The 23,111-nt window shown below is 73.4% G+C and carries 17 protein-coding genes; 4 read left to right on the plus strand and 13 right to left on the minus strand.

Features of this window, described 5'->3' with window-relative positions; all coding sequences use genetic code 11:
* The first annotated feature begins 61 nt into the window (after positions 1-61).
* The gene (locus ACFXHB_RS12125) at positions 62-2,083 is read left to right on the plus strand and encodes an FUSC family protein (RefSeq protein ID WP_380573898.1); all 2,022 of its coding nucleotides are present in this window, start codon (positions 62-64) and stop codon (positions 2,081-2,083) included.
* A gap of 101 nt (positions 2,084-2,184) precedes the next feature.
* Here ACFXHB_RS12125 and ACFXHB_RS12130 read toward each other — a convergent pair whose 3' ends face one another.
* From ACFXHB_RS12130 to rsmI, 8 genes are all read right to left on the minus strand, one after another.
* Positions 2,185-3,990 carry an ABC-F family ATP-binding cassette domain-containing protein gene (locus ACFXHB_RS12130; RefSeq protein WP_380573899.1) on the minus strand — a complete coding sequence of 602 codons (1,806 nt, stop codon included), beginning with the start codon at positions 3,988-3,990 and terminating at the stop codon, positions 2,185-2,187.
* Positions 3,991-4,104: 114 nt separating this feature from the next.
* Positions 4,105-5,031 carry a 4-(cytidine 5'-diphospho)-2-C-methyl-D-erythritol kinase gene (locus tag ACFXHB_RS12135; protein ID WP_380573900.1) on the minus strand — a complete coding sequence of 309 codons (927 nt, stop codon included), beginning with the start codon at positions 5,029-5,031 and terminating at the stop codon, positions 4,105-4,107.
* Positions 5,028-5,912 (minus strand): 16S rRNA (adenine(1518)-N(6)/adenine(1519)-N(6))-dimethyltransferase RsmA, encoded by an 885-nt coding sequence (gene rsmA, locus ACFXHB_RS12140; protein ID WP_380573901.1) that lies wholly within the window; start codon positions 5,910-5,912, stop codon positions 5,028-5,030. Before rsmA ends, ACFXHB_RS12135 begins: the two co-directional genes overlap by 4 nt.
* 28 nt (positions 5,913-5,940) lie before the next feature.
* The gene (locus ACFXHB_RS12145; protein WP_380573902.1) at positions 5,941-6,540 is read right to left on the minus strand and encodes a Uma2 family endonuclease; all 600 of its coding nucleotides are present in this window, start codon (positions 6,538-6,540) and stop codon (positions 5,941-5,943) included.
* Between the two features lie 70 nt (positions 6,541-6,610).
* Positions 6,611-7,489 carry a TatD family hydrolase gene (locus tag ACFXHB_RS12150; RefSeq protein WP_380573903.1) on the minus strand — a complete coding sequence of 293 codons (879 nt, stop codon included), beginning with the start codon at positions 7,487-7,489 and terminating at the stop codon, positions 6,611-6,613.
* A complete protein-coding gene (gene metG, locus ACFXHB_RS12155; protein ID WP_380573904.1) occupies positions 7,489-9,111 on the minus strand; it encodes a methionine--tRNA ligase in 1,623 nt (540 codons plus the stop codon). Before metG ends, ACFXHB_RS12150 begins: the two co-directional genes overlap by 1 nt.
* A gap of 151 nt (positions 9,112-9,262) precedes the next feature.
* Complete coding sequence (locus ACFXHB_RS12160) at positions 9,263-9,688, minus strand: hypothetical protein (RefSeq protein WP_380573905.1); 426 nt, start codon at positions 9,686-9,688, stop codon at positions 9,263-9,265.
* A 235-nt stretch (positions 9,689-9,923) separates the two neighbouring features.
* The gene (gene rsmI, locus ACFXHB_RS12165; RefSeq protein ID WP_380573906.1) at positions 9,924-10,781 is read right to left on the minus strand and encodes a 16S rRNA (cytidine(1402)-2'-O)-methyltransferase; all 858 of its coding nucleotides are present in this window, start codon (positions 10,779-10,781) and stop codon (positions 9,924-9,926) included.
* 106 nt (positions 10,782-10,887) lie between these two features.
* Between rsmI and ACFXHB_RS12170 the strand changes: the two genes are divergently transcribed.
* Together ACFXHB_RS12170 and ACFXHB_RS12175 are read left to right on the plus strand one after the other, a co-directional pair.
* Positions 10,888-12,708: a dolichyl-phosphate-mannose--protein mannosyltransferase gene (locus ACFXHB_RS12170; protein ID WP_380573907.1), complete on the plus strand. Its 1,821-nt coding sequence runs from the start codon at positions 10,888-10,890 to the stop codon at positions 12,706-12,708.
* Positions 12,709-12,883: 175 nt separating this feature from the next.
* Entirely contained in the window at positions 12,884-14,653 is a 1,770-nt protein-coding gene (locus ACFXHB_RS12175; protein WP_380573908.1) for a penicillin-binding transpeptidase domain-containing protein, read from the plus strand.
* 24 nt (positions 14,654-14,677) lie between these two features.
* Here the strand turns inward: ACFXHB_RS12175 and ACFXHB_RS12180 are convergent, their stop codons facing one another.
* From ACFXHB_RS12180 to ACFXHB_RS12200, 5 genes are all read right to left on the minus strand, one after another.
* Positions 14,678-16,087, minus strand: coding sequence for a glycosyltransferase 87 family protein (locus ACFXHB_RS12180; protein ID WP_380573909.1), 1,410 nt, complete (start codon positions 16,085-16,087; stop codon positions 14,678-14,680).
* 132 nt (positions 16,088-16,219) lie between these two features.
* Positions 16,220-17,785 carry an amino acid permease gene (locus tag ACFXHB_RS12185; RefSeq protein ID WP_380573910.1) on the minus strand — a complete coding sequence of 522 codons (1,566 nt, stop codon included), beginning with the start codon at positions 17,783-17,785 and terminating at the stop codon, positions 16,220-16,222.
* A 203-nt stretch (positions 17,786-17,988) separates the two neighbouring features.
* The gene (locus tag ACFXHB_RS12190; RefSeq protein WP_380573912.1) at positions 17,989-19,497 is read right to left on the minus strand and encodes a penicillin-binding transpeptidase domain-containing protein; all 1,509 of its coding nucleotides are present in this window, start codon (positions 19,495-19,497) and stop codon (positions 17,989-17,991) included.
* Positions 19,497-20,846 (minus strand): FtsW/RodA/SpoVE family cell cycle protein, encoded by a 1,350-nt coding sequence (locus tag ACFXHB_RS12195; protein ID WP_380573913.1) that lies wholly within the window; start codon positions 20,844-20,846, stop codon positions 19,497-19,499. The genes ACFXHB_RS12190 and ACFXHB_RS12195 overlap by 1 nt, the downstream gene beginning before the upstream one ends.
* Positions 20,847-20,961: 115 nt before the next feature.
* Positions 20,962-21,474, minus strand: coding sequence for a DUF1269 domain-containing protein (locus tag ACFXHB_RS12200; RefSeq protein WP_380573914.1), 513 nt, complete (start codon positions 21,472-21,474; stop codon positions 20,962-20,964).
* Between the two features lie 318 nt (positions 21,475-21,792).
* On the opposite strand from ACFXHB_RS12200, the gene ACFXHB_RS12205 reads away from it, so the two are divergent.
* Complete coding sequence (locus ACFXHB_RS12205) at positions 21,793-23,109, plus strand: VWA domain-containing protein (protein ID WP_380573915.1); 1,317 nt, start codon at positions 21,793-21,795, stop codon at positions 23,107-23,109.
* The last annotated feature ends 2 nt before the right edge of the window (positions 23,110-23,111 follow it).

The following is a 23,111-nucleotide window of genomic DNA, read 5'->3' on the forward strand; positions in this document are numbered from 1 at the left end:
CGACCCACCGCCCCGCCCGCGAGCGCGCGAGGCGGCTTGGCAGCGGAATGGATGTGATCACGTGCCGTCCCGGCCGGCCGATCCCGTACAGCCGAGCACCCCCTGGTGGGCCCGGGCCGCCCGCCCGGCCCGGCCACCGCTGCCGCTCGCGCTGATGGCCCGCGCGGCGGTCGGGATGGCGGTGCCGCTCGCGCTCGGACTGCTCACCCACCGCCTGGACCTCGGCGTCTTCGCCGGTCTCGGCGCGATGCACGCCACCATGAACGACCGCGTCGAGCCCACCCGGCTCCGTGCCCCGCGGATCGCCTCCGCCGTCCTCGCCTCCGCGCTCGGCATGCTGATCGGCACCGCCCTGCAGGAGTTCCGGCCCCAGGGCTTCCTCGCGACCGCCCTCGTGATCGGCACGGCCCTGACCACCACGGCCTTCGTGTCCGGCGCGCTGAGCGCGACCGGGCCGCGCGGATCGGCGGCCGGGATGCTGCTGCTGGTCTCCGCCGCGCTGGGCAGCGGGATGCCGCTGGCCCACCCGTGGTGGGCGGCGGCGCCGATGATGCTGGCCGGGGCCGCCTTCGTGGTGCTGCTCGGCCTGCCGCGCCGCGGCCACCGCCGGCCCCGGGCCGACCCGCGCGCCCGGGCGCTCGCCGCCGCGTACGACGCGCTCGGCCGCACCCTGGCCGACCTCGGGACCCCTCGGGGCGCCACCTCCCGCCAGGTCCTGACGGCCCGTCTGAACCAGCTCCAGGACCTCCTGCCGCCGCCCCGCTCCCGGGTCCCCGAGTCCCCCCGGACGGTCCGGATCCGTCGGATGTACGAGGCGGCGCTGGCGGCCACCGAGGCGGCGAGCGGGCTGCTCTGGGCCTGGCGGCCCGTCCCGCCCGAGGTCGCCGCCGTGCCCGGTCGGCTGGCCCGCGCCGTGGAGCGCGGCGGCGGGGAGGTCGTGGTGCCCGACTGGCAGCCCGACACGCCGTCCCGGCAGGCCCTGGACGTGGCCCTGCGCGCCGCCGCCGCGACCGTCGCCGGGCGCGAGGCCGAACTGGGCACCGCGCCGCCCCCGCCCCCGGACCCGTGGCGGCTGCGGGTGCGGCTGCTCTCCCGGGGGTCGGTCCGGTACGGCCTGCGGGTGGCGCTCTGCATCGCGGTCGGCTCCGCCGCCACCGCCGCGCTCCCGCTCAGCAGGAGCTACTGGGTGCCGATGACGATCGCCTTCGTGCTCAAGCCGGACCTCGGCTCGGTGTTCCTGCGCGCGGTCAGCCGCTCGATCGGCACCGTGCTGGGGGTGGCGGTGACGGCGGGGGTGCTGTCGCTCACCACGGACACCTGGGCGCTGACGGCGACCGCCGCGCTCTGCGTGGCCCTGCTGCCGTACGCGACGGCGGCGCACTACGGCCTGAACACCGTCGTGATGACCCCGATGGCACTGATCCTGCTGCAGCTCGGCGGGCAGAGCGGCGCGGCCGAGTTCTGGCCGCGGGTCCTGGACACCGTGCTCGCGAGTGCCGTCGTGCTGCTCTTCGGCTATCTGCTCTGGCCGGAACGCCCGCGCCACCGGATCGAGCCGCGCCTGGTCGACGCGGCCGCCGCGCTCCGGGCCTACCTCGCCGCGGTCACCGCGCAGCCCCGGACGGATCCCGCCACCGGCACCCCGCGGACCCCTGCCACCCCTCGGACGCCCGGCGCCCCTCGGACCCCCGCCACCCCGGAAGCCCCCGTCGCCGAGGTCTGGCTCCGCCGTACCGCGTACCGCGCCCTCGCCGACGCCCGCCAGGAGGTGCGGCAGGGCCTGGCGGAGCCGCCGCCCACCGGCCGGCTCGCCGAGCGCTGGCTGCCCGCGACCGCCGCCCTGGAGCGCCTCAGCGGCGCGGTGGCGGCGTACGCGGCACAGATCCGCTACGGCGGCCGGGTCCCCGATCCGGCCGAGGTGGCCCGGGTCCGGCGGGCCCTGGACGAGCTCACCGCGGCGGCCCGCGAGCACCGGCCGCCGACCCGGCCGGCGGCCCGCCCGACCCGGCCGCACGACCCGGCGCGCAGTGCGCTGGGCCGTGCGGCGGACGAACTCGAAACGCTCCTCGCCGACCGGGGCTGACCGGGCCGACCGGGCTGACCGCGCCAACCGGGCCGACCGGCGGCCCGCGTCGAGCACCGGCCCCCGGGCGACCCGACGGGCCCCGGCGGCCCGGCCCGCCCTCAGACCTGCTCGGCGAGCTCCATCCAGCTCATCTCCAGCTCCTCCTTCTCCTCCCGGACGCCGCGGAGCTTGCTGTCCAGCTCCGCGACCTTGGAGAAGTCGGCGGCGTGCTCGGCCAGTTGGGCGTGCAGCTTGGACTCCTTCTCGTCCAGCTTGGAGATCTGCCGCTCCAGCTTCTGCATCTCCTTCTTCGCGGCCCGCACGTCCCCGGCGGACAGACCGGTCGACGGCGCCTCCGTGACGGCGGCCGCGGCCGGCACCGCGGCGGCCGCCATCCGGGCCCGGCGCTCCAGGTACTCGTCGACGCCGTTCGGCAGCATCCGCAGCTTCTTGTCGCCGAGCAGCGCGTGCACCACGTCCGTGGTGCGCTCGATGAAGAAGCGGTCGTGGCTGATCACGACCATGGAGCCGGGCCAGCCGTCGAGCAGGTCCTCCAACTGGTTGAGCGTCTCGATGTCGAGGTCGTTGGTGGGCTCGTCCAGGAACAGCACGTTGGGCTCGTCCATCAGCAGCCGGAGCAGCTGCAGCCGGCGCCGCTCACCGCCGGAGAGGTCGCCGACCGGAGTCCACTGCTTGTCCTTGCCGAAGCCGAACTGCTCGCAGAGCTGCCCGGCGCTCATCTCCCGGCCCTTGCCGAGGTCCACCCGCGAGCGCACCTGCTCGACCGCCTGCAGCACCCGGATCTCCGGCTCCAGCTCGGCGACCTCCTGCGAGAGGTAGGCCAGCCGGACGGTCTTGCCGACCTTGATCACGCCGGACGCGGGCTGCACGTCGCCCTCCGAGGCGTACGCGTCGCGCATCGCCCGGAGCAGCGAGGTCTTGCCGGCGCCGTTGACGCCGAGCAGCCCGATCCGGTCACCGGGGCCGAGCTGCCAGGTCAGGTTCTCCAGGAGCAGCTTCGGACCGGCCGTGACGGTCACGCCCTCCAGCTCGAACACCGTCCGGCCGAGCCGCGCGTTGGCGAACTTCATCAGCTCGCTCTTGTCCCGCGGGTCCGGCACGTCGGCGATCAGGGCGTTGGCGGCCTCGATCCGGTAGCGCGGCTTGGAGGTCCGCGCGGGGGCGCCGCGGCGCAGCCAGGCCAGCTCCTTGCGGGCGAGGTTCTGGCGCTTCTGCTCCTCGGTGGCCTCGATCCGGGAGCGCTCGGCGCGGGCGAAGACGTAGTCGGAGTAGCCGCCCTCGTACTCGTGCACCGCGCCGTGCTGGACGTCCCACATCCGGGTGCAGACCTGGTCCAGGAACCAGCGGTCGTGGGTCACGCAGACGAGCGCGGAGCGGCGGTTCTGGAGGTGCTCGGCGAGCCAGGCGATGCCCTCGACGTCGAGGTGGTTGGTGGGCTCGTCCAGGACGATGAGGTCAGGCGAGCCGAGCAGCAGCCGGGCGAGGGCGATCCGGCGGCGCTCGCCACCGGACAGCGGGCCGATCACGGTGTCCAGGCCGTCGGCGAAGCCGGGCAGGTCGAGGCCGCCGAAGAGGCCCTCGATGATGTCGCGGATCCGGGCGTCGCCGAGCCACTCGTGGTCGGCCCGGCCGGCGATCACCTCGTGCCGGATGGTGGCCTTCGGGTCGAGCGAGTCGTGCTGGGTGAGGACGGCCATCTCCACCCCGCCGACGTGGGTGATCCGCCCGCCGTCCGGCTCCTCCAACTTGGCGAGCATCCGGATCAGGGTGGTCTTGCCGTCACCGTTGCGTCCGACGACGCCGATCCGGTCCCCCTCACTGACGCCGAGGCTGACCCCGTCCAGAAGGGCCCGGGTGCCGTAGACCTTCGTGACGGACTCGATGGTGGCGAGGTTGACGGCCACGTGCGCTGCGCTCCTGGGTTCGGCGGTCTCGGGGCCGCCCCGATCTGCCGGTGCGCGCCCCACTCGGGGACGCCCCGATCCCTCCCAGCCTAATGGGGAAGCCCCGGGTGCCCGCTACGGCAGTACGGTCGCCCCCGGGACGGGGCCGTGCGTCGCGTGCGCGGTACGGCAGGTGCCGGACGCGCGCAGGGCGTCGGCGACGGCCGCGGCCGCCTCGGCGTCCTTGGCCAGGAAGGCGCAGGTCGGGCCGGAGCCGGAGACCAGGGCGCCGAGGGCACCGGCCTCGGTGCCGGCCCGCAGGGTGGCGGCGAGCGACGGTCGCAGCGAGAGGGCGGCCGACTGCAGGTCGTTGGCGAGCGCGCCGGCCAGCGCGACGGCGTCGCCGTCGGCGAGGGCGGCGAGCAGCGCGGGATCGGCGTCGGGGGTGGCCACGTCGGTGTCGCCGGAGCCGGTGCCGGCCTCCTCCCGGAGGCGGTCGCACTCGCGGAAGACGGCGGGGGTGGAGAGCCCGCCGTCGGCGACGGCGAAGACCCAGTGGAACGTCCCGGTGACGGGCAGCGGGTCCAGGATCTCGCCGCGTCCCCGGCCCAGGGCGACGCCGCCGAGCAGGGCGAACGGCACGTCGGAGCCGAGTTCGGCGGCCAGCTCCAGCAGGGTCGCGACGGGGGTGGCGAGCTGCCACAGCGCGTCGCAGGCCACCAGGGCGGCGGCGCCGTCGGCGCTGCCGCCGGCCATCCCGCCGGCCACCGGGATGGCCTTGGCGATGTGCAGGCGCACGTCCGGGTCGGCCATGCCGTGCCGGGCGGCGAGCAGCCGGGCCGCGCGGGCGGCGAGGTTGCTGCCGTCGAGCGGGACGACGGCCGCGTCGGGACCGGTGCAGGTGAGGGTGACGCCCTCGCCCGGCGCGCCCGCGCTCGCCGTCACCTCGTCGCCGAGGGCGACGGCGAAGAAGACGTTGGCCAGGTCGTGGAAGCCGTCGGCGCGCAGCCCGCCGACCCCCAGCTGGACGTTGACCTTGGCGGGGACGCGTACCGTGATCACTCGGACTCCGGCTTCGCTGGCTTGTGCTCGGCGATCGCGGCGAACTGCTCCACCGTCAGCATCTCGCCGCGCAGCTTGTGGTCGATGCCGGCGGCGGTGAGGGCCTCCTCCGCCCCGGCCGGGGAGCCGGCCCAGCCGGCGAGGGCGGCGCGCAGGGTCTTGCGGCGCTGGGCGAACGCGGCGTCGACGACCGCGAACACCTCCTTGCGGCTGGCGGTGGTGCGCGGCGGTTCGCGGCGGATCAGCGAGACGAGCCCGGAGTCGACGTTCGGCGCCGGCCAGAACACGTTGCGCCCGATGGCGCCGGCCCGCTTCACCTCGGCGTACCAGTTGGCCTTGACCGACGGGACGCCGTACACCTTGTTGCCGGGCTTGGCGGCGAGCCGGTCGGCGACCTCGCTCTGCACCATCACCAGGGTGCGCTCGATGCTGGGGAAGGTGGCAAGCATGTGCAGCAGGACGGGGACGGCCACGTTGTAGGGCAGGTTGGCGACCAGCGCCGTGGGCGGCGGGCCGGGGAGTTCGGTGACCTCCATGGCATCGCTCAGCACCAGGTCGAAGTCCTCGGCGCGGGCGGGCAACCGCGCGGCGATGGTGTCCGGCAGGTGCTGCGCCAGCACCGGGTCGATCTCGACCGCCGTGACGTGGGCGGCGACCTCCAGGAGCGCCAGCGTCAGCGACCCGAGTCCGGGTCCGACCTCCACCACGGAGTCCTCGGCCGTCACCCCGCCGGCCCGGACGATCCGCCGGACGGTGTTGCCGTCGATGACGAAGTTCTGCCCGCGCTGCTTCGTCGGCTTCACACCGAACGCGGCGGCCAGCTCCCGGATGTCGGCGGCGCCCAGCAGGTGGATGTCAGAGGTGGGGTCGGTGGTGCTCACGCGCCAAGGATACGGGCGCGGCGGGGGCTCACAGTTCGACGACCTGCCGGAGGTCGATCTCGACGGGGAAGGGCAGCTCGGCGCGCAGCACGCCCTCGTGCTGGGCGACGGGCAGGTAGACGCCCTTCTCCTCGTCCCGGTGGAACTCGTGGACGATCGGGAGGTCGTCGACCCCGCGCTCGACGCGCCAGTAGTACGGGATGCCGGACTCGGCGTAGATCCCGGGCTTGCGGAAGCGGTCGTCGCTGCGGGAGCCCTGCGAGACCACTTCGACGGCGAGGGCCACGGACTCGATCGGCAGGCACTCCAGCTCGAAGACGTCCAGACCGGTCTTGTCGAAGACCGAGACGTCGGGCTTGACCGGGTTGTACTCGTCCACCAGCACGCACCGCTCGGTGATCACCGCGTACGGAAGCACCCGTGCGGCGTACAGGGCCCGGTCGAGCCCGGTGCGGACCTGGTCGTGCCAGAAGTTCGTCTGTCCCCGGACCACGACAACTCCGTCCACCAGATCCCATTCGAACGGCAGGTCGAGGTCCTTGACCTGCTCGTACGTCCAGCCCTGGGACGGCGGATGCATCCAGTCGATCGGCTCGGCGGTCATCGCCACCTCCCTCACTGCACTCATGCTAGCCGGCATCGCAGCGCCGGGAGAGTGCCGAACCGTTTCCTCCGAACCCGAAATCCGTTCGAGCGGCTCAGTACCCGAACGCCCGCGCCGTGTTCGCCGCGACGGCGGCCGACAGCTCGTCCTCGTGCAGTCCCAGGGTGTCCGCCATCGACCGCACCGTGACCGGGATCAGGTACGGGGCGTTGGGGCGGCCCCGGTAGGGGTGCGGGGTGAGGAAGGGCGCGTCGGTCTCGACCAGGACGCGGTCGAGCGGGGTGGCCGCGAGGGCGTCGCGCAGCGGCTGGTTGGCCTTGAAGGTGACCGGTCCGGCGAAGGAGAGGTACCAGCCGTGCTCGGCACAGGTCCGGGCCATCGCGGCGTCACCGGAGTAGCAGTGGAAGACCGTCCGTTCCGGGGCGCCCTCCTCCAGCAGGACGGCGATGACGTCCTCGTGGGCGTCCCGGTCGTGGATCACCAGGGCCTTGCCGTGCCGCTTGGCCATCTCGATGTGGCGGCGGAACGACTCCTTCTGGATCTCCACGCCCTCGGGTCCGGTGCGGAAGTAGTCCAGGCCGGTCTCGCCGACGGCGCGGACCTGGGGCAGCGCGGCGAGCGCGTCGATCTCGGCGAGGGCCGCGTCGAGCGCCGCCTGCCCGCCGGCCGGGCGCCGCTGTCCGGACCAGCCGTCGGGGTCGCCGAGGTAGAGCCGCGGCGCCTCGTTGGGATGCAGGGCGACGGCCGCGTGCACCTGCTCGAACTCGGCCGCCAGGTCGGCGGCCCAGCGCGAGCCGGGCACGTCGCAGCCCACCTGGACGACGGTGGTCACGCCGACGGAGGCGGCGCGCGCCAGCCCCTCGGCGGGAGTGCCGGACTGCATGTCCAGGTGGGTGTGCGAGTCGGCGACCGCCACCGCCAGCGGGGCGGGCAGTGGCGGCGGCGTCGACCGGTCGTCGTCCTTGGCGGCCATCAGGCGGCGGGCTTCTCTTCGAGGCGGGGGAACAGGATCTCGCCCTTGGTGACGGTGGCCCCGACGGGCAGCCGGCCCCAGTCCGCCGCGGTGGCGACGGTCTGCGCGGACAGCGCGCCGAGCCCGGCGGCCTCCGCCCCGAGCGAGACCCAGAGCTTCTCGGCGGTGGCCGGCATCACCGGGTTGAGCAGCACGGCGGCGGCCCGCAGTGCCTCGGCGGCGGTGTAGAGGACGGTCGCGAGGCGCGCCCGGCCCTGCGGCGAGTCGTCCTTGGCGACCTTCCAGGGCTCCTGGTCGCTGAGGTAGCCGTTGACCTGCTTGACGAACTCGAAGATCGCCGCGAGGCCGCCGGCGAAGTCCAGCTCCTCGCCGATCTTGCGGTCGGCGGTCGCGACGGCCGCGGTCAGCCCGTCCGCGACGGCCTGCTCGGCCGCACCGTGGTCGGTCGCGGCCGGCAGCACCCCGCCGAAGTACTTGCCGACCATGGCCGCCACCCGGGAGGCCAGGTTGCCGAAGTCGTTGGCCAGCTCGGAGGTGTACCGGGCGGTGAAGTCCTCCCAGGAGAACGAGCCGTCGGTGCCGAACGGGATGGCCCGCAGGAAGTAGTAGCGGTACGCGTCCACGCCGAAGTGCGAGGTGAGGTCCTGCGGCGCGATGCCGGTCAGGTTGGACTTGGACATCTTCTCGCCGCCGACCATCAGCCAGCCGTTGGCGACGACCCGCTTGGGCAGCGGCAGTCCGGCGGCCATCAGCATGGCCGGCCAGATCACCGCGTGGAACCGCAGGATGTCCTTGCCCACCAGGTGCACGGAGGCCGGCCACAGCTCGGCGAAGCGCTCCGGGTCGGTGCCGTAGCCGGCGGCGGTGATGTAGTTCTGCAGCGCGTCCACCCAGACGTACAGGACGTGCTTCTCGTCCCAGGGCAGCGGCACGCCCCAGTTGAAGGTGGAGCGGGAGATCGAGAGGTCCTTGAGGTCCTGCTCGACGAAGCGCAGCACCTCGTTGCGGGCCGAGGCGGGCTGGATGAAGTCCGGGTTGGCGGCGTAGAACTCCAGCAGCTTCGGGGCGTAGGCGGAGAGCCGGAAGAAGTAGTTCTCCTCCTCCAGCCACTCGACCGGCCGCTTGTGCACCGCGCAGAGCTTCTCGCCCTCGGTGGCGCCGTCCAGCAGCTCGGCGGGGAGCTTGTACTCCTCGCAGCCGACGCAGTACGGGCCGGAGTAGCCGCCCTTGTAGATCTCGCCCTTGTCGTACAGGTCCTGGACGAACTCCTGCACCCGGTCGGTGTGCCGCTGCTGGGTGGTGCGGATGAAGTCGTCGTTGGCGATCTCCAGGTGCTGCCAGAGCGGCTTCCACGCCTCCTCGACCAGCTTGTCGCACCACTCCTGCGGGCTCACCCCGTTGGCCTCGGCGGTCCGCAGGATCTTCTGACCGTGCTCGTCGGTGCCGGTCAGGTACCACACCTTCTCGCCGCGCTGGCGGTGCCAGCGGGTCAGCACGTCGCCCGCCACGGTGGTGTAGGCGTGGCCCAGGTGCGGGCGATCGTTGACGTAGTAGATCGGTGTGGTGACGTAGTACGCCGGGGTCGCGTCCCCGGTGGTGCTGTGTTCTGCAGTGGCCGCCATGGTCGGCAAGCTTAATCGGGTGCGGGGGCGGCCCTCGACCGGCGACCCCGCGGGGGGCCGGCGCCGCCGGCCGGCGCCCTCGCGCCGGTCGGTTCCCGGCCCGCCGGAGTCGGGGGCCGTCGTAGCGCCGGACGGTGGTCCGACCGGTCCGTCAGCCCGTCAGGCGGGCCCAGAGCCGGCCCAGGCGCCCACGCGGGGCGACGGTCCCGGCCGCCGGCTGGGGCCCCGCCGGCTCGGCGTGCGCCGAGTAGCCGGGGGCGTGCTGCCAGGACTTCTCGGCGACGGCGACCCGGCCCTCGCGCATGATCCGGACGGTGTGCCCACCGCACCCCGGGCAGGTCGGCTTGAGCAGCGGCGACGGCACCCGGACACCGTTGGCGTGGTACTCGAACACGACGTGCCCGTCCCGGGCCGCGTGGTGCTCGATGTCGTACGCCTGCTCCCAGCCGTAACCGCAGCTCAGGCAGGCGAAGGAGTAGGCCTCCCGGACGGTCTCGACAGGGGTCTGCGACCGACCGGTCAGGCCGGGGTCGCTCAGCGCATTGCCACTGCGGGGGCTACCGATCGTCTCGCTCATAGCCGTCTCCCAGCGCCCGCCGGGCGCTCGCCCGGCTGGGTCTTTCCATCCCAGGAAATGCCCGGAACGCCCCGGCCGATGCCCGTCTTGTGAAGACTTGGACGCGGGTTGGGAAGACCTATACGAAAGGGTGGGTCCTGACCGAAATCCGCAGCCAAAGCTTCAGCTCACCAGGCGTTTACCGGGGCCTTCTCTCCAAGGTACGCGCCCCCGTCGGCCCCGGCACCCGCGGCTCTCAGGCCTTGCCGGCCGCCGTTTTCTTGGCCGCGACCACCGCGTCGAACACCTCCCGCTTGGGCCGGGCGAGCTCCGCCGCGACCGCCGCGATGGCCTCCTTGCGCCGCTCGCCGGCCTCCTCCCGGACGGCCACCAGACGGGCCAGTTCGGCCGGGGTCAGCTCCTGCGGGGCGGCCGGCGGGGCGCCGGCGACCACCACGGTGATCTCGCCCCGGACGCCCTCGGCGGCCCACTCCGCCAGCTCGCCGAGCGGGCCCCGCTTGACCTCCTCGTAGGTCTTGGTCAGCTCGCGGCAGACCGCGGCCGGGCGGTCCGCGCCGAAGGCCCCGGCCATCGCGGCCAGCGTCTCGGCGATCCGGTGCGGGGCCTCGAAGAAGACCATGGTGCGCGGCTCGCCGGCGACCGAGGCCAGCTGCCGGGCCCGGTCCCCGGTCTTGCGGGGCAGGAAGCCCTCGAAGGTGAAGCGGTCCACCGGCAGGCCGGACAGCGCCAGCGCGGTGAGCACCGCGGACGGCCCGGGCACCGCCGTGACCTTGATGTCGGCGGCCACCGCGGCGGCCACCAGCCGGTAGCCGGGGTCGGAGACCGAGGGCATCCCGGCGTCCGTCACCAGCAGCACCCGGGCGCCGCCCAGCAGTGCCTCGACCAGCTCGGGGGTGCGGCCGACCTCGTTGCCCTCGAAGTAGGAGAGCACCCGCCCGGCCGGGGTCACCCCGAGCGCCTGGGTGAGCCGGCGCAGCCGCCGGGTGTCCTCGGCCGCGATCACGTCCGCCGCGGCCAGCTCGGCGAGCAGCCGGGGCGGGGCGTCCGAGACGTCGCCGATGGGTGTGCCTGCGAGAACGAGTACTCCTGTCACATGCCCCATCCTTCCAGTAACCCGGCCCCGGGTGTTTTTGGTGACGATTCGGGCAGCTTCGGAGGGAGCCGTCCTCCCCGAGGGAACCGCCCCTACGATGTGGCGGATGAACGGCGACACGGCGGCGCAGACGCCCACTGGTACAGACCACACCGCGCAGGGTGGCGTCGGCGTGCCGGTCCTGACGGACCAGGCGTCCCCCGCCGTCCCCGCCCCGCGCGCGCCCGACCCGGACCGGCCGGAGGGCCCGTCCTGGCGGCACCGGCTGGCCCGGCACGGCTACGCGCCGCCGCCGAAGGCGACGTTGGCCGAGCGGCTGGTGCCGCCGATGCCGGACGGCCCGGGCGTGACGCCGGCCCGGGTGGCGCCCTCGCCGCTGCTGCTGCGGCTCGGGATACCCGTGCCGGCGCCGCTCTGGTCCTGGCTCTGCCGCTGGGCGGGCTGGCTGGGCCCGCTCGCGGTGGCCCTGTTCGGCGGGCTCCTGCGGTTCAGCGGCCTCGGCGAGCCGCACGCGATCATCTTCGACGAGACGTACTACGCCAAGGACGCCTACGCGCTCTGGCACGGCGGCTACGAGATCAGCTGGCCGGACGGCGCCAACGAGCAGATCATGGCGGGCGGGCCGGTGCCCTACCGGCCGGACCCGAGCTACGTCGTCCACCCGCCGGTCGGCAAGTGGATCATCGGCGCCGGCGAGCAGCTGTTCGGGATGAACCCCTTCGGCTGGCGGTTCGCGGTGGCGCTGCTCGGCACGCTGTCGATCCTGATGGTGGCCCGGATCGCCCGCCGGCTGTTCCGCTCGACCCTGCTGGGCTGTGTCGCCGGGCTGCTGCTCGCCGTGGACGGCCTGCACTTCGTGCTCAGCCGGGCCGCGCTGCTGGACCTCGTGGTGATGTTCTGGATCCTCGCGGCGTTCGGCTTCCTGCTGCTGGACCGCGACCGCACCCGGGCCCGGATCGCGGCCCGACTGGACGGCGTGGCGGACTCCGCCGCGGCTCGGCGGCTGAACCTCGGCTGGCGCCCGTACCGGATCGCGGCCGGCGTCTGCGTCGGCCTGACCTGCGCGACCAAGTGGAGCGGCCTGTACGTGGCGGCCGCCTTCGGGGTGCTGACGGTGCTCTGGGACGCCGGCTCGCGTCGCCTCGCCGGCGCGGACCGCCCCTACCTGTGGACGCTGGTCCGGGACGTCGTACCGGCCTTCGTCTCGATCGTGGTGGCCTCCGTCGTCGTGTACATCACCTCCTGGTGGGGCTGGTTCGCCAGCAGCACCGTGCCCGGCCGGGGCGGCTACGGCCGGGACTGGGCGGTCGGCCGGGACACCGCGTTCCCGTGGATACCGGAGGGCCTGCGCGCGCTCTGGCACTACCACTCCACGGTGTACGACTTCCACACCCACCTGAGCGACCCGCACACCTACCAGTCGAACCCGTGGAGCTGGCTGTTCGTCGGCCGCCCGGTGTCCTTCTTCTACGAGTCCCCGAAGCAGGGCCAGGCCGGCTGCACCGCGAGCGACTGCGCCCGCGAGGTGCTGGGCATCGGGACCCCGCTGCTCTGGTGGGCCGGCGTGGTGGCGCTCGCGTACTGCCTCTGGCGCTGGGCCGCCCGGCGCGACTGGCGGGCCGGCGCGGTGCTCTGCGGTCTGGCCGCCGGCTACCTGCCCTGGTTCGCCTACCAGCAGCGGACCATCTTCCTGTTCTACGCGGTGGCCTTCGTCCCGTTCCTGGTGCTCGCCGTGACCATGCTGGTCGGTGCGCTGATCGGGCCGTCCGGGGCGTCCCGCGACCGCCGGATCATCGGTTCCGCGGCGGCCGGGCTGCTGGTCCTGCTGATCGTGTGGAACTTCCTCTTCTTCTACCCCCTGTACACGGGGCAGACGATTCCGATGGACGACTGGCGCAAGCGGATGTGGTTCAACAGCTGGATCTGACGGCGGCCCCGGAGGGGGGAACCGTACCGACGTGGTGCGTGACACGTACCAGATGCGTCACAAGACCCGGGCATTTCGACGGGGCACGGAGTTGGGCTGCCTAGGGTGGTGAGCGAACGCGTATCCGGCCATCTCCGGCTGCGGCCAGTCGCCAGACCCTTGGGGGAACAGCACCATGCGCAGAGGCGCCAAGATCGGCATCATCACTGGCGTGTCCGTCGCCGTGCTCGCGGGCGGCGGGTACGGGGCCTACAGCCTCGTCGGGTCGGGCGGTTCCGACGCGCCCGAGGGCAAGAAGGCCCGCACGGTGGTCGCCGAGCCCCCCAGCGCCGAGCAGGCCGCGGCCGGTGCCAAGGACTTCCTGGCGGCCTGGGCCGCCGGTGACATCGCCAAGGCGGCCGGGCTGACCGACGACCCGGCGGCCGCGACCACCGCGCTGACCGCCTTCCGGGACCAGGTCAAGCCCAGCGCGCTGACCCTCGCGCCGGCCGGTCCGGCCACCCCGGCCGCGTTCGCGTCCGCGACCGGCACCCCCGCGCCGACCTCCGCCAAGCCCTCGACCGCCGCCGGCTCCGCGACGCCGTCCGCGGCGGGTGGCGAGTCCCCCTCGGCCGATGCCTCGGCCGCCCCCACCGGCGTGCTGATGGGCTTCAAGGCCCGCGCCGAGTTCGAGGGCACCAACCGGGTCTGGGACTACAACGGCTTCCTGGGCGTCGTGAAGATGAGCGACGACACCCCGGCCGTGCACTGGGCCCCGTCGGTCATCCACCCGCACCTGGCCGCGGGCGAGGTGATCTCCACCCAGCCGGTCTTCGCCCCGCCGTCCAACGTGGTCGACCGCAACAACAAGCCGCTGCAGGGCGCCTCGATCACCCCGGCGCTGATCGCCACCCTGCAGGACAACGCCCGCAAGCTCCTCCAGGCCGACCCGACCAAGGACCAGAGCGACGCGGGCAGCGGCGTGGTGATCACCGACGCGGCCGGCAAGGGCACCACCGACAAGCTGTTCACCATCGTCGAGCCGAAGCCGGCCAAGCCGTTCAAGGTGACCATCGACAACACCGTGCAGGCCGCCGCCGAGAAGGCGATGACGGACCTCGGCGGCAAGCAGGGCTCGATCGTGGCCATCGAGCCGAGTACCGGTCAGGTGCTGGCCTTCGCCAACGCGCCGGCCACCGGCCAGAACCGGGCCTTCGTCGGCCTGCTGGCCCCGGGCTCGACGATGAAGATCGTCACCTCGGCGGCCCTGCTGGAGGCCGGGGTCAACCCGGACACCCCGGTCGCCTGTCCGGTGAAGAGCGGCAACCCGAAGGCGATCCCCAACTCGTTCCCGGACGCCTACCCGAACAACACGCTCCAGCAGGACTTCATGATCTCCTGCAACACCGCCTTCATCGACCAGGGCCTGGCCAGCCTCAAACCGGCCACGCTCGGCGCCACCGCCAAGGACGTGTTCGGGATCGGCCTGGAGTGGAAGACCGGCCTGCCGAACGTCGACGGCCGGGTGCCCGACCCGGGCACCAACAAGGACGAGCAGGCCATGCAGTCGATCGGCCAGGGCAAGGTCCAGATGAACCCGCTGGCCATCGCCTCGATCACCGCCACGGTGCAGAGCGGCGAGTTCAAGCAGCCGATCCTGGTCGCCGACCTGCCGCAGCAGAAGGCCGCCCGGAACCTCTCCCCCGACGCCGTCGGCAAGCTGAAGGCCATGATGGCCGCCACCGCCAAGGACGGCACGGCCAAGGGCGCGATGGCCGGCATCTCGGACAACGCGGGCGCCAAGACCGGCTCGGCGGAGGTCGCCGGGGTGGACACCACCAACAGCTGGTTCACCGCCTACCGGGGCAACATCGCGGTCGCGGCCGAGGTCCAGGCCGGCGGTCACGGGGCCGACGCGGCCGGCCCGGCCGTCGCCGCCGTCATCAAGGCGGCCGGCAACCGCTGACGCCCGGCCGGCGCTGCCCCGCGGTCACCCCCGGGGCAGCGCCGGTTCCGGTCGGGTCAGCAGACAGCCGACCGGTACGGCCCCGCTCCCGCGCCACCGGCGGGCCGCCAGCCGGGGCCAGATCACCAGCACCGCCGGCAGCGCCAGGTAGCCGAAGCGCCCGGCCGGCGCGAGCATGAACGCGATCGCCAGCCCCGCCGCGAGCAGGTCGGCGGCGGCGATCGCGGAGACCGGCGGCCTGGCCAGCAACCAGATCGCCACCCCCAGCCCGCCCACCGTCATCAGCGCCAGCGACACGGTGTGCCCGGTCGGCCCGAACCCGGCCAGCACCTTGCCGGGCAGCGGGCTGCCGGCCGGCGTCTGGATCGCGGTCAGCCCCAGCGGGAACCGCACCACCTGCTCGCGCAGCGCGTCCGCCCGGACCAGCGCCGAGGGCAGGATCACCAGCACGCCCACCCCGAGCGCGGTCAGGCCGGCCCGGGCCGCCGGGCGCCGCCCGTAGAGCCGCCAGAGCAGCAGGACGGCCACCGGCAGCGCCGGCCAGGCCGTCCACTTCAGCGTGCAGGCCAGCGCGAGGACCAGCCCGGCGGCGATGGTGCGGTCCCGTTCCGCGAGGGCCATGGCCAGACAACAGACCCCGATCAGCGGCAGGTCCACCCCGCCGACCGCCAGGGCCAGCGCGATCAGCGGCGAGGCGGTGAGCACGGCCAGCGGCAGCACCGGGGCCCGGTCCCGGGACGGCCGGAGCAGCCGCCAGCTGGCCAGCAGACAGGCCAGGAAGGTCAGCGCGAACCAGATCCGGGCGTCGCCCACCACCTGCGCCACCGGGTTGCCGCTGCCCACCACGGCGCGCGGCATCCCGAACAGCGTCATCGCCGGCAGGTACGGGTTGTAGTCGGTGACCACCACCGGATGCGGCAGGTACGGGCTGCCGGTGGTGAGCAGCAGGTGCGCCGAGCGTTCTACCACCATCACCTCGGACTGGTGGCGGCCCTGCAGCGCCAGCAGCGCCAACGGCACCAGGACCGCGCCCAGCACGGCGACCCCGGCGGCCGCGCGGGCCGACGTCCGGCGCGGCAGGATCAGGCAGAGCAGTCCGGCGAGGACGTACGCGGGGGCCGCGACGGCCCCCCAGAGCCGCTGGTTGGGAAGGTCCGAGACGAGCGGGAAGGCCGCCGCCCAGCCGGCCGCCACCAGGCAGCCGAACCCCTGGACGCGTCGCAGCGAGGCGAGCCTGGCCGGGTTCAGCCGATCGGGCGGCGGGCCAGTGGCGTTGTCACCACGCTGACGGGGGAACGGGCCGGGTCCCGGGATGCCGCGCGGACGGCCGCGCCGGCTCGGCGAACCGGCCTCCGCGGGCATGGCCGGCGGGCCGCCACGGCCGGTGAAGCGGCCGCGCGGGCGGGAGTGGCCGGGCGTGCGGGTGCTCACCATGGTGGAAGGTTATGGGTGGGGGCCACGCCCTGTCGCCATGGCCACCGGGGGAGTCGGCGGTGGCACGAACGGGGCCGCCGGGGTGCGATCACCCTCCGGCGGCCCCGTCCACGGGTGCTCGGTACGCGAATCTCAGCCGGCCGGACGGTCGGCCGGCGTCGAGGCGCCGGGCTGCGCCGACCGTTCGAGCTTGGAGTGCTTCATGCTGTAGCCGAGGTAGACGACCACGGCGAGCGCCAGCGCGATCGCGCCGGCCTTGAAGGTGTCGGCGTGCAGGCCGGTGATCAGGTAGACGCAGAAGCCGAGGCTGATCAGCGGGACGACCGGGTAGCCGGGCACCTTGAAGCCGCGCGGCAGGTCGGGCTGGGTGCGGCGCAGGATGATCACGCCGATCGAGACCACCGAGAAGGCGATGAGGGTGCCCAGGCTGGTGATGTCGGCCAGCACCCGCAGCGGGATGAAGGCCGCCAGCGCGCCGACGCCGAGGCCCACCACGATGGTGTTCCAGACCGGGGTGCCGGTGCGCGGCGAGAGCTGGGCGAAGCGCTTGGGCAGCATGCCGTCGCGGCCCATCGAGTACAGGATGCGGGTCTGGCCGTAGATCACCACGAGGGTGATGCTGAAGATCGAGATGATCGCGCCGATCGCGAAGACCATCGCGGGCCAGCTCTGGCCGGTGATGTCCTGGAGGATCTGGGCGAGACCGGCCTCCTGGCCGTCGAACTTCTGCCAGGGCTGGGCGCCGATGCCGGCCAGGGCCACCAGGATGTACAGCACGGTGACCACGACCAGCGAGATGATGATCGCCAGCGGCAGGGTGCGGCGCGGGTTCTTGACCTCCTCACCGGCGGTGGACACGGCGTCCAGGCCGATGAACGAGAAGAAGATGCTGGAGGCCGCCACCTGGACGCCGCCGATGCCCAGCGGCATGAACGGGGTCAGGTTGCCGGAGTGGAAGCCGGTCAGGCCGACCCCGATGAAGAGCAGCAGGATGAGGATCTTGATGCCCACCATGGCCGCGTTGACCTTCACGGACTCGCTGACGCCGCGGATCAGCAGGACGCAGACCAGCGCGACCAGGATCAGCGCCGGCAGGTTGAACCAGTGGGTGTCGTCGGGCGCGCCGGAGATCGCCTCCGGAAGCTTGAACCCGAAGGCCAGGTCGAAGAACTTGTTGAGGTACTCGGCCCAGCTCACCGCGATCGCGGAGGCCGAGACGCCGTACTCCATCAGCAGGCAGATGCCGACCGCGAACGCCACGCCCTCGCCGAGGGTGGCGTAGGCGTACGAGTACGAGGAACCGGAGACCGGGATCGCGGAGGCCATCTCGGCGTAGCAGAGCGCGGTGAGACCGGCGGTGACGGCGGCGATCACGAAGGACAGGATCACGGCCGGACCGGCCGACGGCACGGCGGTGCTGAGCACGAAGAAGATGCCGGTGCCGATGGTGGCGCCGATGCCGATCGAGGACAGCTGCCAGAGGCCGATCGACCGGCGCAGGTGGATACCGGAGCGTCCGCCCTCCTCGGGCGCACCGGCGGGAAGGCCTTCGCGGCCCTCGCTCTCGGCGATCAGGGTCGACACGGGCTTGCGCCGCAACAGGCGCGCACCGAGGGTGTTGCTGGCCAAAACGAGGATCCTTCTAGGCGGGGGAGGGTGTCCTAGCGGCCGGTCACTCGACGCGCCGTGGGGTGTCATCGGGGACCAACCGAACAAAGATGGGACAGTACCCCGCGAAAGCACCAGTGTCGCAAACGAACAGTCACGTGGCGCGCATTGTACGAATCGTCGCATTGGCGTGTACAAACCGGACACTCCGCAAACGGCGGATCTTCCAGCGAGCGACTAAGCCGCAGGTCAGCGACGCTCCCCGGGGTGAGTCCCCGGCCCGGACCGGCCGGTCAGCCGCTCAGCACGGCCTGCATCACCGAGCGGGCGATCGGCGCCGCCAGACCGCCCCCGGTGACGTCGGTGGCCGCGCTGTCCGCGATCACCACCGCGACGGCCACCGGCGGCACCGCGTCCGAGCCGGCCGGCCCTGCCCAGGAGATGAACCAGGCGTACGGCGTCCCGGTGTTGTCCACCCCGTGCTGCGCGGTGCCGGTCTTCCCGCCGACCTCGGCGCCGGCGATCCGCGCGTTGCGCCCGGTGCCGCGCTCGACCACGTCGGTCATCAGCCGCCGCATCTGCCCGGCCACCTCCGGGCTCATCGCCCGCCGGTAGGTGGCCGGACGCATCAGCTGCACGGTGGTCCCGTCCTGCTTGGTCAGCTTGTCCACGAGCTGTGGACGCATCACGGTGCCGTTGTTGGCGACCCCGGCCGCGACCATCGCCATCACCAGCGGGGTGGCCGCGGTGTCGAACTGGCCGATCGAGGAGAGCGCGAGCTGGGACTGGTCCATCCGGGTGTCGAAGTTGGAGCGCGCGGGTCGGACCGGGATGTCCAGCTTCGGATCGTTGAAGCCGAAGTTCTCGGCCGTCTCCACCATCGCGTCGAGCCCGACCCGCACCCCGAGGTACCCCAGCACGCTGTTGCAGCTGTAGACTATCGCGGTGTCCAGCGACTGCCCCGGCTCGTCGCACGCCGGGGTGTCGTTGACCAGCGGCGTGGTGGTGCCCGGCAGGACGTACGGGTGGGGCGCGCCGGTCGGCGCGTCGGGGTCGGTCACGACGCCGTTCTGCAGCGCGGCCGCCGCGGTGACCACCTTGAAGGTCGAGCCGGGCGGATAGGTCTGACGCAGCGCCCGGTTGAGCATCGGCTGGTCCGCGTCGTTCCGCAGCCGGTTCCAGGCCGCCTGGTCGGCCGCGGACGCGCCGGCGAAGCTGCCCGGGTCGTAGGTCGGGGTGCTGGCCAGCGCCAGGATCCGGCCGGTGGCGGGCTCGATGGCGGCGACCGCGCCCTGCTGCCCGCCCAGTCCGCGCATCGCGGCCTGCTGGGCGGCCCGGTCGATGGTCGTGTAGACGTCCCCGCCGGGGTTCTGCCGGCGGGCGACGGCGTCCCACACCGCCCAGCTCGCCAGCCGGCTGTCGGTCCCGGAGAGCAGGTCGTCCTCCGTCCCCTCCAGCTGGGTGTTGCCGTACGCCTGAGAGGAGTACCCGGTGACGGCGGCGTACAGCGGGCCGTCGGTGTAGGTGCGCTTGTAGTCGTACCGGCCGCCGGTGGGCTCCGAGCCGGTGACGGTGTCGGCGCCGACCAGGATGTCGCCGCGCGGCTGGGAGTACCGCTCGACGGTGAGCCGCTGGTTGGCCGGGTTGTGGTCCAGCTCGTCGGCCCGGAACACCTGCACCCGGGTGGCCTGGACGCAGAGCGCCACGGTCAGCAGCAGACAGAAGGTGCCCGCCCGGCGACCGGTGACGGAGATCCCCGGCCGGCCCTGCGGCCCGTTGCCCCGGGAGCGACCGCGTGCCATCAGACCTCCCCGGCGAACGGCCGGCGGGCGATGTCGCTCATCCTCACCAGCAACGCGACGATGATCCAGTTGGTGACCACCGAGGAACCGCCCTGGGCGACGAACGGCAGGGTCATCCCGGTCAGCGGGATGAGGTCGAGCACCCCGCCGGCCACCACGAACACCTGCAGGCCGACGATCGCCGCCAGCCCGATCGCGAGCAGCCGGCCGAAGGGGTCCCGCAGCGCGATGCCGGTCCGAAAGCCCCGGGCGACCAGCAGCGCGTACAGCAGGAACACGGCGATCAGCCCGGTCAGGCCCAGCTCCTCGCCGATGGTCGCGAGGATGAAGTCGGACTTGGCGGCGAACCCGATCAGCACCGAGTGCCCGTTGCCGAGGCCGGTGCCCAGCTCGCCGCCCCAGGCGAAGGCGAACAGCGACTGGGCGATCTGGTTGGCGCCCCGGCCCGCGGCGATCGAGCCGAGCGGGTCCAGCCAGTCGTTGACCCGGCTGTGCACGTGCGGCGAGAGCCAGCCGACCCCGACCGCCGCCACGGCGGCCAGGAACAGCCCGATGGCGATCCAGCCGCTGCGCGCGGTGGCCACGTAGAGCATGATCACGAAGAGGCCGAAGAAGAGCAGCGAGGTGCCGAGGTCGGTCTCCAGGACGAGTACCCCGACGAAGGCCGCCCAGATGAGCAGCACCGGTCCGAGGACCCGTCCGCGCGGCAGCTGGAACCACAGCACCCGGCGGCCGGTCAGCGCCAGCGCGTCCCGGTGGACCGCCAGGTAGGCCGCGAAGAAGACCGCCAGCAGGATCTTGGCGAACTCGCCCGGCTGGAAGGAGAGCGGCCCGACGGTGATCCAGATCCGCGAGCCGTACACCGGCGGGAAGAAGATCGGCAGCACCAGGAGCACCAGCGCCGCCAGGGCGCCGATGTACGCGTAGCGCTGCAGCCGCTTGTGGTCGCGCAGCAGCACCACCACCGCGATGAACAGCGCCACCCCGAGGGTGGACCAGAGCAACTGGGCGGGGGCCGCGCCGCCGCCCGGGGTGGCCCGGTCCAGCCGGTAGATGGCGACCAGTCCGATCCCGTTGAGCAGCACCGCGATCGGCAGCGGCAGCGGATCGGCGTACGGCGCCTTCCAGCGGACCACGGCGTGCGCCAGCAGCGCGAGCACTCCGAGCGCGGCACCGTACTCGCCCGCGTCGGCGGGGACCCTGCCGTCGATGTTGACGCCCACCTCGGCGTAGCCGAAGACGGCGATCAGCACGGCGGCCAGGACCAGCGCGAGTTCGGCGTTGCGCCGGGTCCGCACCGTCCGGCGGGGCCGGCCGGCGGTTCTCGTCACGGCGGAGGGAGTCGCCACGGACCGTCCTGGGTGTCCTGCTGCGGTGGTGGGCCGGCGCCGGGACGACGGTCGGGACGGACGGGCGAACGGGCCCGTCCGTCCCGACGTGAGCGGCCGGTCCGGCGGGTGCGGGTCAGGCGGAGGCCGGGGCGGGCTGCGGCCGGGAGGCCTCGACGGTGGCCTTGAGTGCGGCCTCCGCCTCGGCGGAGAGCGAGGTCTGGATGATCCGGCCGCCGTGGCGGGCCAGCGCCGGGACGACCTTGTCGGCCGTGGCCCTGCGGACCAGCAGGAACACCGCGGCGGTGCCCGGCTGGAGGTGCTGGGCGACCTCGCGCATGAAGTTGTCGTCCACCCCGATGTCGGTGGAGGCGCCGACCGCCGCGCCGGCGGCCCCGCCGACCGCCGCGCCGAGGAACGGCATGAAGAACAGCAGGCCGATGACCCCGCCCCAGAGCGCCCCCGAGGCGGCACCCGCGCCCGTGGTGCTGACCTGCTGGTGCAGCTTGATCCTGCCGTCCTCGCGCCGCTCCACGACGACCGCGTCCTCCAGGTCGATCAGCTTCTGCGTCTGCAGTCCGACCGCCTCGCCGCGGACCGCCTGGGCGGTGGCCAGATCCGGGTAGGCGATCGCGAAGAGGTTGCTCACGTGCTGGTCCTTCCAGAGCGTCGGATGTACCGGCCGGGGACGGGTGCCGGTGCGACGGTGCCCGTACCCCTTTCGTCACCCTAACGAGCGCTATGCATATTTATTTGCTCTTCCCTCCGGTGTGTCCCGTATTGCCGAACCGGTCGGACACGGCCGCGCCACCGTCCGGGCCGCGCGCGCCCGGGCACCGGACGGCGCACTCCTGGCCACCGGGCGACCGATCTCCCACCGGCGCCCGGGAGTTCACGCCGGAGCCCGGAGGCCCGCGCACCGGACCGCGTTGGCCATGGCGAACTGATGATCCCTAGGATCGGGCGGGTGACTACCGGACGACGCCCGAAGGCCAGGCTCGGCAGCCTGCTGGCCGCCCTGGCGATAACAGGCGGCGCGCTGCTCAGCGGCCTGCCCGCCCATGCCGACGAACCATCAGCCGGCACCGCCGGCAAGGAAGCCCCCCGGGTCGACCTCGTCCTGGACGTCAGCGGCTCCATGGGAGCCACCGACATCCAGGGCAAGAGCCGCATCGCGGTGGCCCAGCAGTCCCTGAACGAGGTGATCGACGCCCTGCCCCCGGAGACCGACTTCGGCATCCGGACCCTCGGCGCCAACTACCCCGGCAACGACAAGGCCCAGGGCTGCCTGGACACCAAGCAGCTCTTCCCGGTCGGCAAGACCAACAAGGTCGAGGCCAAGACCGCGGTCGCCACCCTGCGCCCGACCGGGTGGACCCCGATCGGCCTGGCCCTGCGCGGCGCCGCGCAGGACCTCGGCAAGGGCGAGACCACCCGCCGGGTGGTGCTGATCACCGACGGCGAGGACTCCTGCTCCCCGCCGGACCCGTGCGACGTGGCCCGCGAGCTCGCCGCCCAGGGCATCCACCTGGTGGTCGACACCCTCGGCCTGGCCCACGACGACAAGACCCGCCAACAGCTGCTCTGCATCGCCAACGCCACCGGCGGCACCTACACCGACGTCCGCACCCAGGAGCAGCTCACCGACAAGGTGAAGCAGCTCGTCGACCGCTCCAACGACACGTACACCGTGGCGCCGGTCAAGACCGCGGGCACCGACAAGTGCGAGAGCGCGCCCATCCTCACCCCCGGCGTCTACAGCGACCGGGAGAAGTTCTCCGAGCACCGCGTCTACCGCGTCCCGGTCAAGGCCGGCCAGGAGCTGCGCGCCTCGGTCAGCGTCGCCCTGGACCGCGGCGTCGCCCGCGACTACGGCGTCCTGCTCCAGGCCACCAGCGCCACCGGCCAGGAGCTGGTCCGCGGCACCGACGCCGGCAGCGGCCGGACCGACGTGATCTCCACCGGTCTGCGCTGGTCCACCGACGACTCCAAGGGCTACGCCTCCGCGACGCCCTCCGCCTCCCCGAGCGGCAAGCCGGAGACCACCGTCTGCCTGGTCGTCAGCAACTCGCTGGCCGCCCTGCCCGGCGTCCAGGCCGACCCCGGCCTGCCGCTGGAGCTGACGGTCGATCTGTCCGCCGCCTCGCCCGCCCCGGACGGGGCCGCGATGGGTCTCGGCCGCGGCTGGATCCTGCTGCTGGTGCTCACCCTGGCCGGCCTGCTGACCGGCCTGCTGTTCGGCTGGATCGCGCGCTGGCGGATCGCTGTCTGGCGGGAGAACTGACC

Source organism: Kitasatospora sp. NPDC059327, assembly GCF_042752535.1.
Lineage (GTDB): Bacteria > Actinomycetota > Actinomycetes > Streptomycetales > Streptomycetaceae > Kitasatospora.